Genomic DNA, 15,968 nt, shown 5'->3' with positions numbered 1-15,968 from the left:
ACGTCTGTTTTTCAGGCCTTTCATTTATGGTATAATGAGCCTATTAGGAGGAAACTATGGTAGAAAAATATTTTGTCGATCCCACCGGGAATTCGAATGTAAAAATAGCAGACGACGTCGTAACGCGTATCGCGCAAGAAGCGGCTATTCGCGTCGACGGCGTTTATAATAGTTACACTACAAAGCGTGAAATGGTAGGCGATCTACTGACCGGTCGCAATCCGTCCAAGACGAAAATTACAGGCGACGAACTTTCCAGCGTCGTGGACATTTCAATCGTCGTCGAATATGGTAAAAACATCGTCGAGGTTGCGGAAAATGTTCAAGATGCAGTAAAAGAGAGCCTTGAAAATATGACGGATATCGCAATCGATGCGGTAAATGTCCACATTAGCGGAGTAAGAGCAGAAAACGAAAATCAAGCTATTTAATTTAGGGAAGGAAGCGCCTGTGAGTCGGAAACTGTCAAGAATTGCCATGATGAAAATACTCTTCGCCATGGAGCATAGGAACGAATTTAATGACGAAGTCATGGAGTCGTTTTTTGAGAATCGATGGGAAGAGTCGGAAATAGAAAAAATTTACAATCATGTGTTTTCAGGCAAAACCCTAAAGCGGAGACTTCAAGAAAGCTCCGAATCGTCCCTGGAAGAAGAAGAGATTCTTTATTGCCGGGAACATATCGGAGAGTTGGTCGAGCATTTGGAAACCATCGACGAGTTGATTACCGACAATTTGAAGGATTGGACGCTGGATCGCTTAACGATCGTTGATCTTTCCATTATACGTCTGGCCGTTTACGAAATTCTCTATTGCGACGATATTGCCAATGCCGTTTCGGTAAACGAGGCTGTGGATATTGCTAAAATGTTCAGCACGAAAGACAGTGCTCGCTTTATCAACGGAATTTTAGGTTCTATTTTGCGACAAAGTAATGATCAAACCAATTAGCATTTCGGAACTATTAGACTATACGAAAAAAATAGTCAAAACCGACTACATTTTAAGAAAAGTACGAGTAAGAGGTGAAGTCGCAGAGATTGCCACGGCACAAAGCGGCCACCTTTACTTTACGTTAAAAGACGATCGCTCCCGCTTAGCTTGTGTCATGTTTCGAGACGATTTATCGGAAAGGGCTGCATACCAAGTGGGTATGGAAGTTGAAATCGACGGATATGTTGATATTTACGCACCATCCGGTCGTCTTCAATTGATTGCAAAGACTCTGGAACCTACGGGACAAGGTGCCCTGTATAAACTTTTTCTTGAATTAAAAGACCTTCTCGAAAAAGAAGGTCTATTTGATATGGAGAAGAAACGTCCCCTACCGAAAAATCCGCTGACTATCGGCATGGTCACCAGTACGGCCGGGGCGGCGCAACACGATTTTTTAAGCGTGGCGGCTGCAAGGAATCCGGCGATTTCTGTGATTATATCTCCCAGTCGCGTTCAAGGGGAAGAGGCCGGAAAGGAACTGGCCCGTGCATTTGAAAAGCTCGATGCCCGGGACGATATCGACGTGATTATCATTACCAGGGGCGGCGGATCTATGGAGGATCTTTTCTGTTTTAACGACGAAACTCTTATTCGAGCCATCGATAAAAGGCGCCACCCCGTAGTCTCCGCCGTAGGCCATGAGGTGGACACTACTCTTTCTGATTTCGTGGCGGACGTACGGGCGGCGACGCCTACTCACGGTGCAGAGATTATCGTACCTCATCGCATGGATATTTTGGATGAAGCGGAATCTCAAATTCTGTTTATGGAAAATACTCTCCTTCATCGGCTAAGAGATTGTTCACATGCTCAGAAATCTCTATATTATCGCTTAAAACACACGATTTCTATGGAATCGGTGGCCTATAAATTGGATATGGTCAAGGAATTAAAGCGGCGTATGGTACGTCAGATGGTAAAAACCATGGATGAAGAGCGAAGGGAAAGGGAGTCTCTCTTAAAACGAATTAAAAAGATTCCCTTGGAAAAGCGAATCTATCAGGAAAAAGAGAAAAACGACGCCATTCACCATCGATTGAATAAAGCCCTGATGAAGGGCTTGCAAGGAGAGAAAGAGCGTTTGGAACTTTTGAACCTACGCATTAAATCCGTAGGCGAATCTAAGCGATCGCCGCGGATAGAAAAAAACGGACGGGGAATTACGAGCGTACGAGATCTGAAAGTAGGCGACGAGCTTTCTATCGCATTCATTGACGGAACGGTGGATGTATCTGTAAAGGGGGTGACGAGGTATAAAGATGAATTATAGGGAAAAATCTGAGAAGCTTGAAAAAATGGTCGAACAAATGGAAAATGACGATCTGACATTGGAAGAAATGGTCAGCTTATACGAAAAGAGCACGGCACTTTATAAGGAATTGGAAGAGGATCTTTCGGCTTTGGAGCAGAAGGTGCGTATTTTAACGGAAGAGATGGAAACGGAAGAGATGGAGAAGAAGGAGGAAGAGGATGAATCACTTTGATGAACGATTAAAAGATTATTATAATTCCATTCCTCTGGCTGCGGAAGAACTTAGGGAGTCCATGCTTTATTCTCTCTTTACGGGGGGCAAGCGTATTAGACCGCGAATTTTTTATACGGTTTTGAAAGATCTCGGATACAAAGGGGAAGCGGATTTCTATTTTGCCGCCGCAATGGAATCCATTCATACATACAGCTTGATTCACGACGATCTTCCCGCTATGGATGACGACGATATGCGGCGAGGTCAGCCGACGAACCATAAGAAGTTTAACGAAGCTCTGGCTATTTTAGCCGGCGACGGTTTGCTATCTCAAGCGGGCGAGCTTGCGGCTCAAGGTGCTACATTGGAGCCGATGGGCGGTATATTGGCCATGACCTATCTCTTTAAAGCTGCCGGAACGACGGGAATGGTAGACGGTCAAGCTTTAGATATACGCGAAGGAGCTTCTTCCGGCGATGAAGTAATTTATGCTAAAAAAACCGGAGCGTTATTGGGAGGTTGTTTCGCCATGGCGGGAGCTCTTGCAGGAAAGCAATTGTCGGTTTGCGATAAGCTTTACCGAGTCGGCGAAACCCTCGGAATCAGTTATCAATTTCAAGACGACTACTTAGATTTAGTGGAAGACGGAAAAGACGGCGAGAAGGATTTCTTTACGGAAAAAGCCGAGCGCTATACGTCGGAGTGTTTAAACTTACTAAAAGAAATAGGGGATTTTCCCGAGACGGAAGCTCTTATTCTTAAGATTTTAAAACGGGAACGGTGATGGCATGAAAGAGAGGGCAGACCTCTTATTGGTAAAAAAACAATTGGCGCCTTCTCGAGAGAAGGCAAAGACCATAATCATGGCGGGTGAAGCCTTTATGGGCACTGAGCGAATTGCAAAGCCGGGACAAATGATCGACGAAGATGCCGAGATCACGATCAAAGGCCATAGCTTAAAATACGTTTCCCGCGGCGGCTTTAAGCTTGAAAAAATCCTCGAGGATTATTCCATCGATTTGAAGAATCATATCTGTATGGACATCGGGTCTTCCACGGGAGGCTTTACCGACTGTATGCTTCAACACGGTGCGAAAAAGGTATACGCTGTCGATGTGGGCTACAATCAACTGGCCTATGAACTTCGCGTCGATCCCAAGGTCGTCGTCATGGAGCGGACTAATGTACGCCATTTGGAAAAAGATCAGCTGGCCGATGCCATCGACTTCATTTCTATCGACGTGTCCTTTATATCCTTGGAATTGGTTTTGCCGAAAGCAGTATCCTATTTGGAGAAACCCGGACGTATTTCCGCTTTAATCAAGCCGCAGTTTGAAGCGGGGAAAGATAAAGTGGGAAAGGGCGGAATCGTGAGCGATCCCAAAACACATAAAGAAGTGCTCGAAAAGATCGCAAACCTCGCCACGGAACTGGGCATGACCATCGAATCCATAACTTTCTCGCCTATTCAAGGCGCCACGGGGAACACGGAATTTTTAATGCTTATGACCAATGGTAAAACCGATCGAAAACCCTTAAGTATCGATGAGGTTATAAAAGCGTCGAAGGAGGAATTTCACTAATATGTTTCTACGTCTTCAAATCGACAATTTTGCAATTATTGAACATTCTCGCATCGAGTTTCACCATGGATTCTCCGTTTTAACCGGGGAAACCGGCGCCGGGAAATCTATTATTATGGACGCTATTTCCCTGTTACTCGGTGCTCGCGCACAAAAAAACATGATTCGAAAAAATGCAGAATCTTCATCGATTCAAGGCGTTTTTATGACCAAGAATAAAAAAGCATTGGATTTTCTGGAGGAAAATCGAATTCCCTATGAGGATGTGATTATCGTAGAACGTGTCCTTTTTCGAGATCGCCCGTCTATTTCTGAAATCAATGGAAAGACCGTGACAAACGCACTTTTACGAGAGTTCGGCTCCATTATGGCTCTGTCGGGAATGCAAGGTGAGAACAGCTTTCTGATCGATCCGAAATTCCAGTTGGACCTTATCGACACCTTTTGCGGTAAAGAGCACTTATCGTTTTTAAAGAACTTGAGACAAGATGTGGCGAACTATCGAGCTCTTGAAAACAAGCTCCATAGGGAAAGTGGCGATCCCGGTCAAACGGCACGCGAAATGGACTTGCTCCGTTACCAGATAGATGAGATCGAATCTTTGGCATTGGAACCCGGAGAGGATGAATCCTTGAGGGAGGAATTTCACGCCATTCGCAATCAAAGCTCCACACTGGAATACTTAAAAGAGCTTTCTCAAATGTCTTTTGACGACGGGGGAATTCGAGGCCTTATGGATCGCTTCGCATCGTCTTTGGAGAAAGTGGCTCAAAACGACGGATCTTACGGCGAGTTGTCCGAGGAGTTTGAAGATATTCGCTACCGTTTCCAAGAGATCGCCTACACTCTGAGGGATCGAGCGGAAAATTTTGAAGCGGATCCGGAACGACTTAATGAAGTGGCCGAGCGTTTGGACGCCATTAACGACGCTAAGCGCAAGTACGGAGACAGTCTTGAGAAAATAGAGGAGTTCTTGGAAGCGAGCTGCGATCGCTTGGCCTATTTGGAAGATTACGATCAAAATATAGAAGATTTAAAGAATCAAATCGAAAAAATCAAAGAGGATGCGGATAAAAAAGCCGATTCTATTCGCGAATCAAGAATTTCCATGGCGAAGAAAGTGGAGCTTCGCATCGCCGAGGTCATGAAAGAACTGGATATTCCAGAGGCGAAATTCGAAATACATTTCGGCGAAAAAGCTCTTTCGGAAGATGGTAAAGACAGTGTGATCTATATGGTGTCTACCAATAAAGGAGAAGATCTTAAGCCTCTTTCCGAAGTGGCTTCCGGCGGCGAGATCAGTCGAATCTTTCTGGCTTTCATCAGTATTTATGCCGAGTTCGACGAGCGAGAGATTTTGATTCTGGACGAGGTAGATACGGGTATGAGTGGAAAGACGGCGAAAGTTGTTGCGAAAAAAATGGCTCAGCTTTCGAAAGATCGTCAGCTTATCGTCGTGAGTCACCTTCCCCAAGTTGTAGCGCGCGGGGACAGACAATATCAGATTACAAAAAAAGAAGAAAACGGACGTACGGTTTCAGTCGTGAAGTCCTTAAATAAAGAAGAGCGCGTCGCCTATTTGGCCACCATGATCAGCGGGGCGGATACGGAGACGACGCGAAAGACGGCAAGAGAAATGTTGGAAGAACATGATGAGGAGGTACTATGATTTCTGAGGAGCGTGTGATACGTAGCGAAAAAATTTACGAAGGCAAGGTCGTAACCTTGCGATGCCATACGGTCGAATTGGACGGACAACGCTACGGCAAACGCGAAATAGTGGAACACGCGAGAGGTGCCTGTATTGTCTGTTTCAGAGAAGACGGCAGCATTCCCTTTGTGCGCCAATATCGCATTGCCACGAAAAAAGAACTGCTTGAACTTCCCGCCGGTTTCATAGAACACAACGAAAATCCCATGACGGCCGCTCTTCGAGAACTTTCTGAAGAGACGGGGTTAGTAGCGAACTCCGCTGAATTTTTATTGGAAGCTTATACCTCGCCCGGTTTTACGAACGAAAAGATCTATATCTTTATGTGTGAAAACCCGGTACAGGGAGAACAGGATTTAGATGAGACTGAAGATCTGGAAGTTGAATATATGCAACTGGACGAAGCGTTGCGCATGGTAAAGCTCGGCGAAATTATAGACGCAAAGACGATTATCGGCTTGTATGCCGCGAAAGAAATGAGAGATAAAAATGAATCAAGCAATTAGTTTTATTCAAAGCAAGACGGATATTAAGCCGGAAATCGGCATTATTCTAGGGAGCGGTCTGGGAGATTTTGCGGAAACTATTGAAAATTCCACAAGGATTCCCTATGGTGATATTCCCGGATTTAAGCAGTCCACGGTTCAAGGACATAGCGGTGAATTGATATTGGGAACACTAAAAGGTAAAAAGATCGTCGCCATGAAAGGCCGCATCCACTATTACGAAGGATTTGATATCCAAGATGTGGTCTATCCTGTGAAGATTCTCTGCGGTTTAGGGATTGAAAAACTTATCGTTACCAATGCCGCCGGCGGAGTAAACCTTAACTTTAAGCCCGGCACTTTGATGCTTATTGACGATCATATTAACTTTAACGGGAAAAACCCCCTTATCGGGCCCAATGATCCCGTAGGTGATCGCTTCCCCGATATGTCTTACGCATACGACGGTGAGTTATTGCAAAAGGTAAAGAATATTGCGAACAAATTAGATATAGGATACGAAACGGGCGTCTATATGTACATGACCGGACCCAGTTACGAAACGCCGGCGGAAGTGCGAATGGCGGGTATATTAGGCGCCGATGCCGTCGGCATGAGCACCGTGCCCGAAGTGATCATCGCCCGTCATCGTGGCGTAAGAGTAATGGGGATTTCCTGCATTACCAATATGGCAGCGGGAATTCTAGACCAACCCTTAGATCACGAAGAGGTTATCCGCATTTCGGCGGAAGTATCCGACGACTTTAAAAAACTCGTAACGGGAATCGTCGAAGGGATTTAATTCATGAGTGTATTGGAAGTTATTGAAAAGAAAAAACACGGTCGTTCGCTCTCTGCTGACGAAATAAAAGACACAATAAATGATTATGTAAAAGGTGTTATTAAAGACTATCAAATGAGTGCTCTCTTGATGGCGATATATTTTAAAGGCATGAGCGATGAAGAGATCAACGCTCTAACGGGTGCCATGATCGATTCCGGCGATACGGTGGATCTATCATCTATCAAGGGAACTATTGTGGATAAACATTCCACAGGCGGCGTCGGCGACACCACTACTCTTATTTTAGGACCCATCCTTTCCGCATACGGCTTGCCATTCGGTAAAATGAGCGGTCGAGGACTTGGTCATACGGGAGGAACACTGGATAAGCTGGAAGCTATTCCCGGACTCCACGTGGATCTTTCCGTGGACGAAATTGTAGATGCCACCAACAATGTGGGGATGGCCGTTGCAGGACAGACGGCAAATATTACGCCGGCGGATAAAAAGCTCTACGCTTTACGAGATGCAACTGCGACGGTAGATGCCATTCCCTTAATTGCATCGAGCATTATGAGTAAAAAGCTGGCCATTCATGGCGATTGCTTACTCCTCGATGTAAAAGTAGGTGACGGAGCCTTTATGCGAGACAGGGAGAATGCCCTTAAATTAGCGGAAACTATGGTTTCTATCGGCGAAAACTTCGGAAGAAAAACAGTAGCCATGTTGACCCGCATGGATCAACCCTTAGGAAATGCCGTAGGCAACGGCCTCGAAATCCAGGAAGCCATCGATACCCTGCGAGGAGAAGGTCCGGAAGATTTGACGGAGCTTTGCATCGCCCTTGCCGTGCGATTAATAGCGATGACTTGCGACGGCGATCCGAAGCGAATCGAAAGCGACGTTCGTGCGCTAATCGATGACGGAAAGGCACTCGAGCAATTTAAACGTTTCGTAGAGAACCAGGGTGGGGACGGGCGCGTCGTCGAAGATCCGTCCATTCTACCGAAGGCCGAGCATACACTGGATGTAAAGGCGAAATTTTCCGGTTTCGTTCAAGCTATTCCGGCACACGATGTTGGGATTTTAGCGAGAGATCTCGGTGCGGGCCGTATTACCATGGAAGACAAGTTGGACATGGCGGCGGGCGTTTATCTTCATAAAAAAGTAGGGGATGAGGTAAGTGAGGGCGATGTTTTGGCGACTCTTTACAGTGCAAAACCTGACGCCTTGAAAGAAGGTGGCGAGCGTATGGAAAAGATCGTGAAGATTTCTTCCGAAGCGGTTCATGTAGAGCCCCTTATAATGGATGAGGTCTATCATGGATTATAGTGTCTATCTTTGGTCTATTCCGGCCCTTATCATCGCCATCGTGGGACACGAAATAGGCCACGGCTATGTATCTTATTTATTGGGCGATGACACGGCAAAGCGCGACGGACGTCTGAGTCTTAACCCCCTGGATCATATCGATCCTGTGGGCTTACTCTTTATGATCGTCTTTCGCTTCGGATGGGCTAAGGCTGTTCCCATTAATCCCGGATATTACAAAAATAGAAAACGAGGCACGATTTTAGTATCCCTTGCCGGGGTAACGGTAAACTTTATTTTTGCACTTATTGCGGGAATTTTACTCGTTTGGACGTCGAAGCATAATTTCGTCATAAGCGAATTTTTCTATCAGTTCCTTTGGTACAATACCATGCTCGGCGTGTTCAATCTCGTGCCTCTTCCGCCTCTCGACGGCTCAAAGGTATTGGCCTCTCTGCTGCCTAGTGATTTGGAGTTTAAATTCTACAGATATGAAAAATATTTCTATTGGATCTTGTTTTTCGGTGTGGTCAGCGGATTTATCTCCCGCGTTATCGGTCCTGCCGTTTACGGCTTGGCGAATTTATTTGTAAGGATTGGAGCATTTTTAGTCTAATGGATTTTGAAATTGTCTACGGTTCCTTTTCCGGGCCCATGGAGGTTCTCTTGGAGCTTATTAAGAAAAGAGAAATGGATATTTACGATATTCAAATTCATATTTTAGTGGATGACTTTCTCCACTATATCGACACTATGACCGGGCCCGTAATAGATTCCGTCGTCGATTTCTTGTCCATGGCGAGTTATTTACTCGCTATTAAAAGTCGAATGCTCTTACCTGAACGGCCTGTCGATGAGGAGGAAGAGGAAGAAGATCCCCGTGACGATCTCGTAGAAAGAATAGTGGAGTATCAGCGCATGAAGGCGTTGAGTGAGCTCTTAGAAGAAATGGCAGCCTATGAAGACGGTGCTATCTATAAGAAGCAGGAGGACTTCACTGATTTTTCGGAGCAGGATTTGATTAATGACGGCAGTCTTGAGGATTTAACGAAAGCCTTTCGCGAGGCTATGGTTCAGTTTAAGATCCACGAAGAAGCTAAGCGTTCCTTGGAAAAAATCTCCTCTGCAGAATATAGTTTCCAACAGGCTCGAGAAAAAATTCAGTGGGCCTTTAATCAATGGGAGGAACCGAGCTTTCTCGCCATGGTAGGCGAGGCGGAAAGTCGAATTGAAATCGTCACAATATTCCTAACTATTCTGGAGCTTATAAAAGACCAGAGTATTTTCTGTAAACAAAAGGGAAGGGATATTATTTTGTCGAAAAGGGAAATATCTTATGCATCCTAAAGCACAATTAGAAGCCCTACTTTTTGCGTGGGGAGAACCTTTGAGTGAAAAAGATATACGCCAAGCTTTAGATTTAACGGCCCTCGAGGTACGAAATCTTTTAACGGAATTCAGTGAGGACTTAAAGAAAGAAGACAGAGGTCTCAGATTAGTTGTCGTCGAGGATAGTTACCAACTCTCCACTAAACCCGAACTTTTTGAGGAAATTGCCGCTTATGCGAAGCGAAATCAATCGAAAAATCTTTCCAATGCAGCTCTCGAGACGCTTTCCATCGTGGCCTATAAACAGCCGGTACTGAAGTCAGATATCGAGGATATTCGGGGAGTGCGCTGCGATCAGGTTTTAAAAAGTTTGGAACGAACGGATCTCATTACTGTTCTAGGTAGACGCGATATTCCCGGACGGCCGAAAGTATACGGTACGACAGAATTGTTTCTTAAAAAATTTGGTTTATCGGGTTTAGATGATCTGCCGGTTTTAGAAGAAGAGGAAAATGAAGAGGAGACGGAATGAGACTTCAAAAATACATGGCCCATGCAGGCGTCGCCAGTCGACGAAAATGTGAGGAGATCATAGCGCAGGGCCGCGTGAAGGTTAATGGCGAAATTATCGATACCCAGGGATATATAGTTGAAGAAGGGGATCGAGTAACGGTCGACGGTAAAAGAATACGCCCCGTCAGGCGGAACACTTATATTCTCATGAACAAACCCAGAGGGATCGTATCGTCTGCAAAAGATAATAAAGATCGCCAAACGGTATTAGATCTTCTGGCCCCCAATATTCGTGCCAGACTCTATCCCGTAGGGCGACTGGATATGGATTCTTCAGGGCTTATTTTATTAACCGACGACGGCGAGCTGACAGAGCGCTTGCTACACCCGAAATATGAAATCGAAAAGACATATAAAGTAACGGTTACCGGCCTTGTCACAGAAGAAGATGCACAGGCACTCTCTGCGGGTGTGAATTTAAATGACGGCATGACGGCGCCGGGCGAATTTAAAATACTGGAACATCGAAATAAAAAGACTCGCTTGGAATGTACGATTCGAGAAGGACGCAATCGACAAATTCGTCGTATGTTTGAATCCTTAGGATATGAAGTCATTCAGCTGGAGAGAATCGCCTTCGGTCCTTTAAGTATTAAGGGATTGGGTAAAGGGGATTATCGACCCCTTCGCGAAAAAGAAATCAGGATGCTCAAGTCATGGAAGTAATTCCCGGTAATGCCGTGCGTTGGTCCCATTTCATAGCGGAGGGTCTCTTAAACAAGAATTCCCTTGCGGTAGATCTGACGGCGGGAAACGGACACGACACTCTTTTTTTAGCCGAACGTGCGGGGCAAGTAATTTCCATAGATGTTCAGGAAGTTGCCATCGAATCCACGAAAAAGCGATTAGAAGAACATAGGGCTAATAATGTGGAACTCATCTGCGACAGTCACGAGCGGATTGGGGACTATGTGGAGATCCCGAAAGTCGACGTGTTTTTAATGAACCTGGGCTATTTGCCGAAAGGGGACAAGAAAAAAACGACGGAATGGGAAACGACAAAGAAAACCATAGAAGTCATTATAAAATCTATGAAAAAGCATGGGCTGTTAAGTATATGTGTCTATCCGGGTCACGAAGAAGGGGCCATAGAAAGCGACGGCTTAGTGGAGTTTTGCAAAGAATTAAACCAAAGGGAGTACCGCGTAGCGGAGTTGAAATTCCCTAACCAACAAAAAGAGCCGCCTTATTGGATCGGTATAGAGAGGTTTTAGATGATCATTGTAATCGGAGGAGGGCCTGCCGGCATGATGGCGGCCATTCGAGGAGCTGAAGACGACAAAGTATTACTTATCGAGCAAAATGAAAAACTCGGGAAGAAACTTTTTATTACAGGGAAGGGTCGATGCAATTTATGCAATGACGGAGAAGATGAGCTGTTTTTCGACTCGCTTCATCGTAACGGACGCTTTATGTATTCTTCGTACTATAGTTTAACGAGCTACGGTCTTCAATATTTCTTTGAATCAGGTGGCGTGCCTTTAAAAGTGGAACGAGGGCAACGCGTTTTCCCCGTAAGTGATAAATCGTCGGATGTTATTCGACGCCTTGAAAGAGAACTGCTGGAGCGAAAGGTAGAAATCCGATACAATACCAAGGTTTTAAATGTTAAGAAAACCGGAGGCAAGTTTTGCGTTCAAACCGATAGAGGACCGTTTAACGGAGATAAAGTCATCGTCTCTACGGGAGGTATAACTTACAAAAACACAGGCTCCACAGGAGACGGCTATCGGTGGGCAAAAGAGTTCGGTATGAATGTGATAAAGCCCATGGCGGGGCTCGTCGGATTAAGGGCGGATATTCCCTTTAGAGAGTCCCTTCAAGGATTATCGTTGAAAAATGTGGAGCTCTATGCCCATACGGAAGATGGAGAATATAGTGAATTCGGGGAAATGCTTATAACCCATTACGGAGTGAGCGGTCCCATCGTCTTAAGCCTGTCTTCCAGAATTAATAGAAATAAACACGTCGACCTTTGGATCGATATTAAGCCCGCTCTCAGTAGAGAAAAACTGAGTGAGCGATTGATCCGCGAAGTGAATGAAAACAGTAATAAGGAAATGCACACGATATTAAAAAACCTCGCACCGAAATCACTTGTGGAACCGTTATTATTTCTTTCGACAATAGAACCCTCCATGCCTGCCCATCAACTAACGGTGGAAATGCGGAAGAATTTAGTTGAAAGTTTTAAGCATTTTCCGCTGACCTACCGAGGCCTCTTCGACGAGAATACGGGCATCGTCACAACAGGGGGGGTCGATGTTTCGGAACTGAATCCATCTACAATGGAAAGCCGCATAGTCAGCGGACTTTATTTTTGCGGGGAAGTTATCGACGTAGATGGACCCACGGGAGGATATAATTTACAGATCGCATTTTCGACCGGCCATCTAGCAGGTATGAGCGCATCAAAGGAGGAAGAATGAGTTTAAAAATCGCTATCGACGGACCGTCGGGCGCAGGCAAATCGGCAATAGCAAAGGCCTTGGCCCATCGTCTGAACTACGAATATATCGACACCGGCTCCCTTTACCGTACCATCGCCTATATAGCGACTGAAATTGCACGGACAGATGCAATCGATGAGATTTTGCAAGCCTGCGATGAGGTGTCTATCGGCTATGAAAACGGCATGGTAACCCTCGACGGCTCCCCTTTAGGAGATGCCATTCGAACGGAAGCTATTTCACAGAAGACCTCGGAGCTTTCAAAAGATCCTGCCGTTCGAGAGTATTTGCTTCAACTGCAAAGACGCTTAGCGGATAAAGGCAGCACAGTTATGGAAGGCAGGGATATCGGAACGGTTATTTTGCCCGATGCGGAAATTAAATTCTTTTTAACCGCAAGCGAGGGGGAGCGGGCGAGAAGGCGTTATTTGCAGCGAAAAGAATTGGGCGAAGACGTGGACCTAAAAACCATACGAGAAGACATTCATAGACGTGATCTTCGCGACAGAACACGAGAAATAGCTCCTTTAAAGCAGGCGGAAGATGCGATCGTCATCGACTCTACAAATCTTGAAGAAGACGAGGTTATTGAAAAGATGATGGGTTATGTGGTGCGTGTAAATGCTTTATAATTTTTTAAAATATTTCATCGGTTTTTTTATGCGCATCTTCTATCCTTATGAGGTCGTCAATATGCCGGCCATCGAGGATAAGGCCTATATACTCGTTGCCAATCATAAAAGTAATTTGGATCCTCTGATACTCTCCATCTTATTTCCGCGGAAAATACGCTGGATGGCTAAAAAGGAACTCTTCGAAACTCCGTTCATTAAACATATTATGAAAGGTGTCGACGCTATTTCAGTCGATCGAGACAGCGGAGATGCCAAGAGCACACTGCAAGCCATGCGCGTGATTAAAGGGGGAGAAGTATTGGGGATTTTTCCCGAAGGAACGCGGGTAAAGACCGTGGACTATAAAGCGGCTAAATCCGGAACGGTCCTTCTGGCTGCAAGAACGGGCACGGATATAATTCCGGTTTACATTGAAGGGGATTATAAACTTTTCCGCAGGCGCCGCTATATTTTTAGAGAGACTATTCCATTTGCAAAACAAAAGCTTACAGAAGCCGAGTATGATCAAAAAATGGAATGGATTATGGAAACAATATATGAAGGGAGACAGAGCATTGGAGATCATTCTCAGTGATGTTTACGGGTTTTGCGGCGGCGTCAAGCGCGCCGTGGATTTAGCCTTTACGACGGCGAGGGAAAGTGAAAATGTAAAGATGATCGGCGAACTCGTTCACAACGCAGACGTGAACCGGGAGTTGAAAGATCTCGGCGTTGAAGTGATTGAAGAGGACGATCTTCCAAGTGGAGTGACGGTGATTACGAGAAGTCACGGAACGACGAAAGAGCTGAAAGAAGCTCTCGAAGGAAAGAGCAATCGCGTAATCGATACGACCTGCCCCTTTGTTTCTAGAATTTACGATATCGTTTGGGAAAACAATGAAGAGGGGGTTCCCGTCGTTATTGTAGGGGAGAAAGATCATCCGGAAATAAAAGGCATCGCCAGTTACGGCGATAATATTTTCATTGTAAAGGACGAAGAGGACGTAGAGAATCTTCCACTTCAGGACGAAAAGAAGATTGCCATGGTTTCACAGACCACAAATCCGAAGAAAATCGTCGATAAGGTGGAAGAAAGGCTAAAAGGTGTTTTCACAGGCGAGATTTTAAGGTATAATACCATATGTAAAGCCACAAACGACCGTCAGGATGCCTGTCGCATGTTGGCTCAAAATGTGGATTGTATGCTCGTTATAGGTGGTAAGAATAGTGCTAATACGAAAAAACTCGCTAAGATAGCGGAAGATCATTGCGATCACGTTTACCATATTCAAACCATAAATCAACTCGATCTACGTCCATTTAAAAAATTTAATAAAATTGGTATTACCGCCGGAGCATCCACTCCGGATTCGGTAATCAAGGAGGCTGTTAGTAGAATGGATAACTTAAATAGGGACGAAATGAACAATGAAATGATGGAGGCCATTGAGAACTCTTTCACACGTGTACGTCGCGGTGAAATTGTCAGTGGCGAAGTTTTGTATGTAACCGATGATGAGGTCATGGTAAACATCGGCTACCGTGCAGACGGTATTATCTCCAGAGATGAATTGTCCAACGATCCCGATGTTAAACCTGAAGAACTTTTCAACCAAGGTGACGAAATTCAGGTTTACGTCATGAAAATGGACGATGGAGACGGTAATGTCGTCTTATCCTACAAACGTGTTGAAAACATGAAAGTTTGGGATGAGATGGAAGAAAAATTTGAAAACGAAGAACGCGTTATGGCGCACGTTACTAATGTCGTCAAGGGCGGTTTAACTTGTGATGTAGATGGCCTCAACGGCTTTATCCCCGCATCTCACGCATCGGTTCGTTTCCAAAGAGACTTGAGCAAATATGTAGATCAAGATTTGGAATGCGAAATCATCGACTTCGACAAGAGCAGAAGAAAATTCGTACTTTCCCGTAAAAACGTGGAAGCTACCGAAATCGAAGAAAAGCGTAAAGAAGTTTATAAAACTCTCGAAGAAGGTCAATTCGTTGAGGGTACCGTTCAAAGACTTACAAACTTCGGTGCTTTCGTCGATGTAGGCGGCGTAGACGGATTAATTCATATTTCCGAATTATCCTGGAACCGCGTAAAACATCCCAGCGATGTTGTAAGCCCCGGCGAAAATGTAAAAGTTTTGGTTCTTAAGATCGATGAAGAAAAGAACCGCATCGCCCTCGGTTTAAAACAAACGACCCAAAAACCTTGGGATACCTTTGTTGAAACTGTACAAGTAGGCGACGACGTTAAAGGTACTGTCGTTAACATCTTGGACTTCGGTGCGTTTGTTCGCCTCGAATCCGGCGTTGACGGATTACTTCACGTTTCTCAAATCTCCAGACAACATGTCGAAAAACCGGCTGACGTTTTAGAAATCGGTCAAGAAATCGATGTTCGCGTTACCGACATTAACTTCGACGATAAGAAAATCTCTCTATCTATGAAGGCTCTTCAACCGGGCGGCGAAGACGAACAGGCTAGCCAAGAAAAGAAGAGAGAGAAAAAACCTCGTCGTAAAGACTTTGCTCCGGCAGAAGCTAAACCTGAAGAAGAAAACTTCTCCATGGCCATCGGCGATTTAATCAACTTTGGCAATTTAGAAGCCGAAGCAGAAGAAAGTCAAGACGAAGAATAAACAAGTAAGATGCGC

General features: G+C 45.1%; 19 protein-coding genes. All 19 read left to right on the top strand.

All coding sequences use genetic code 11. The features are described 5' to 3' along the window. The first annotated feature begins 56 nt into the window (after positions 1–56). The 19 genes from PEPTYR26121_RS02420 to PEPTYR26121_RS02330 are packed head-to-tail and all read left to right on the top strand — an operon-like array spanning position 57 to position 15,953. Complete coding sequence (locus tag PEPTYR26121_RS02420; RefSeq protein WP_180498859.1) at positions 57–431, top strand: Asp23/Gls24 family envelope stress response protein; 375 nt, start codon at positions 57–59, stop codon at positions 429–431. Between the two features lie 19 nt (positions 432–450). Next, positions 451–951, top strand: a complete 501-nt coding sequence (gene nusB, locus PEPTYR26121_RS02415; protein WP_180498857.1) for a transcription antitermination factor NusB — start codon at positions 451–453, stop codon at positions 949–951. Then, positions 935–2,266 carry an exodeoxyribonuclease VII large subunit gene (xseA, locus tag PEPTYR26121_RS02410; protein WP_180498856.1) on the top strand — a complete coding sequence of 444 codons (1,332 nt, stop codon included), beginning with the start codon at positions 935–937 and terminating at the stop codon, positions 2,264–2,266. The genes nusB and xseA overlap by 17 nt, the downstream gene beginning before the upstream one ends. Beyond that, positions 2,256–2,480: an exodeoxyribonuclease VII small subunit gene (gene xseB, locus PEPTYR26121_RS02405; RefSeq protein ID WP_180498854.1), complete on the top strand. Its 225-nt coding sequence runs from the start codon at positions 2,256–2,258 to the stop codon at positions 2,478–2,480. Before xseA ends, xseB begins: the two co-directional genes overlap by 11 nt. After that, positions 2,467–3,246: a polyprenyl synthetase family protein gene (locus tag PEPTYR26121_RS02400; RefSeq protein WP_180498852.1), complete on the top strand. Its 780-nt coding sequence runs from the start codon at positions 2,467–2,469 to the stop codon at positions 3,244–3,246. The genes xseB and PEPTYR26121_RS02400 overlap by 14 nt, the downstream gene beginning before the upstream one ends. 4 nt (positions 3,247–3,250) lie before the next feature. Continuing rightward, positions 3,251–4,045: a TlyA family RNA methyltransferase gene (locus tag PEPTYR26121_RS02395; protein ID WP_180498850.1), complete on the top strand. Its 795-nt coding sequence runs from the start codon at positions 3,251–3,253 to the stop codon at positions 4,043–4,045. A gap of 1 nt (position 4,046) precedes the next feature. Continuing rightward, on the top strand, positions 4,047–5,714 hold the full coding sequence (recN, locus tag PEPTYR26121_RS02390; protein ID WP_180498848.1) for a DNA repair protein RecN: 1,668 nt from the start codon (positions 4,047–4,049) through the stop codon (positions 5,712–5,714). After that, positions 5,711–6,262: an NUDIX hydrolase gene (locus PEPTYR26121_RS02385; protein ID WP_180498846.1), complete on the top strand. Its 552-nt coding sequence runs from the start codon at positions 5,711–5,713 to the stop codon at positions 6,260–6,262. Before recN ends, PEPTYR26121_RS02385 begins: the two co-directional genes overlap by 4 nt. Continuing rightward, the gene (locus tag PEPTYR26121_RS02380; RefSeq protein ID WP_180498844.1) at positions 6,246–7,043 is read left to right on the top strand and encodes a purine-nucleoside phosphorylase; all 798 of its coding nucleotides are present in this window, start codon (positions 6,246–6,248) and stop codon (positions 7,041–7,043) included. The genes PEPTYR26121_RS02385 and PEPTYR26121_RS02380 overlap by 17 nt, the downstream gene beginning before the upstream one ends. Positions 7,044–7,046: 3 nt before the next feature. Next, positions 7,047–8,357 (top strand): thymidine phosphorylase, encoded by a 1,311-nt coding sequence (locus PEPTYR26121_RS02375; protein ID WP_180498842.1) that lies wholly within the window; start codon positions 7,047–7,049, stop codon positions 8,355–8,357. Continuing rightward, positions 8,347–8,952: a site-2 protease family protein gene (locus PEPTYR26121_RS02370; RefSeq protein ID WP_180498840.1), complete on the top strand. Its 606-nt coding sequence runs from the start codon at positions 8,347–8,349 to the stop codon at positions 8,950–8,952. The genes PEPTYR26121_RS02375 and PEPTYR26121_RS02370 overlap by 11 nt, the downstream gene beginning before the upstream one ends. Next, positions 8,952–9,683, top strand: coding sequence for a segregation and condensation protein A (locus PEPTYR26121_RS02365; RefSeq protein WP_180498838.1), 732 nt, complete (start codon positions 8,952–8,954; stop codon positions 9,681–9,683). The genes PEPTYR26121_RS02370 and PEPTYR26121_RS02365 overlap by 1 nt, the downstream gene beginning before the upstream one ends. Further along, on the top strand, positions 9,673–10,197 hold the full coding sequence (scpB, locus tag PEPTYR26121_RS02360; protein WP_180498836.1) for an SMC-Scp complex subunit ScpB: 525 nt from the start codon (positions 9,673–9,675) through the stop codon (positions 10,195–10,197). The genes PEPTYR26121_RS02365 and scpB overlap by 11 nt, the downstream gene beginning before the upstream one ends. Then, positions 10,194–10,904: a pseudouridine synthase gene (locus tag PEPTYR26121_RS02355; RefSeq protein WP_180498834.1), complete on the top strand. Its 711-nt coding sequence runs from the start codon at positions 10,194–10,196 to the stop codon at positions 10,902–10,904. Before scpB ends, PEPTYR26121_RS02355 begins: the two co-directional genes overlap by 4 nt. Continuing rightward, positions 10,895–11,452 carry a tRNA 5-(aminomethyl)-2-thiouridylate-methyltransferase MnmM gene (mnmM, locus tag PEPTYR26121_RS02350; protein WP_180498832.1) on the top strand — a complete coding sequence of 186 codons (558 nt, stop codon included), beginning with the start codon at positions 10,895–10,897 and terminating at the stop codon, positions 11,450–11,452. Before PEPTYR26121_RS02355 ends, mnmM begins: the two co-directional genes overlap by 10 nt. Beyond that, entirely contained in the window at positions 11,453–12,667 is a 1,215-nt protein-coding gene (locus tag PEPTYR26121_RS02345) for a BaiN/RdsA family NAD(P)/FAD-dependent oxidoreductase (protein ID WP_180498830.1), read from the top strand. It abuts the gene before it with no gap. Then, complete coding sequence (cmk, locus tag PEPTYR26121_RS02340) at positions 12,664–13,320, top strand: (d)CMP kinase (protein ID WP_180498828.1); 657 nt, start codon at positions 12,664–12,666, stop codon at positions 13,318–13,320. Before PEPTYR26121_RS02345 ends, cmk begins: the two co-directional genes overlap by 4 nt. Then, entirely contained in the window at positions 13,310–13,897 is a 588-nt protein-coding gene (locus PEPTYR26121_RS02335; protein ID WP_180498826.1) for a lysophospholipid acyltransferase family protein, read from the top strand. Before cmk ends, PEPTYR26121_RS02335 begins: the two co-directional genes overlap by 11 nt. Next, positions 13,860–15,953 (top strand): bifunctional 4-hydroxy-3-methylbut-2-enyl diphosphate reductase/30S ribosomal protein S1, encoded by a 2,094-nt coding sequence (locus tag PEPTYR26121_RS02330; protein ID WP_246285872.1) that lies wholly within the window; start codon positions 13,860–13,862, stop codon positions 15,951–15,953. The genes PEPTYR26121_RS02335 and PEPTYR26121_RS02330 overlap by 38 nt, the downstream gene beginning before the upstream one ends. Positions 15,954–15,968: the final 15 nt, after the last annotated feature.

Origin of the sequence: Aedoeadaptatus nemausensis, assembly GCF_903819165.1 — a bacterium.
GTDB lineage: Bacteria > Bacillota > Clostridia > Tissierellales > Peptoniphilaceae > Aedoeadaptatus > Aedoeadaptatus nemausensis.
Note: the sequence above shows the minus strand (reverse complement) of the source record. Positions and strands in the feature narration are given on the sequence as shown.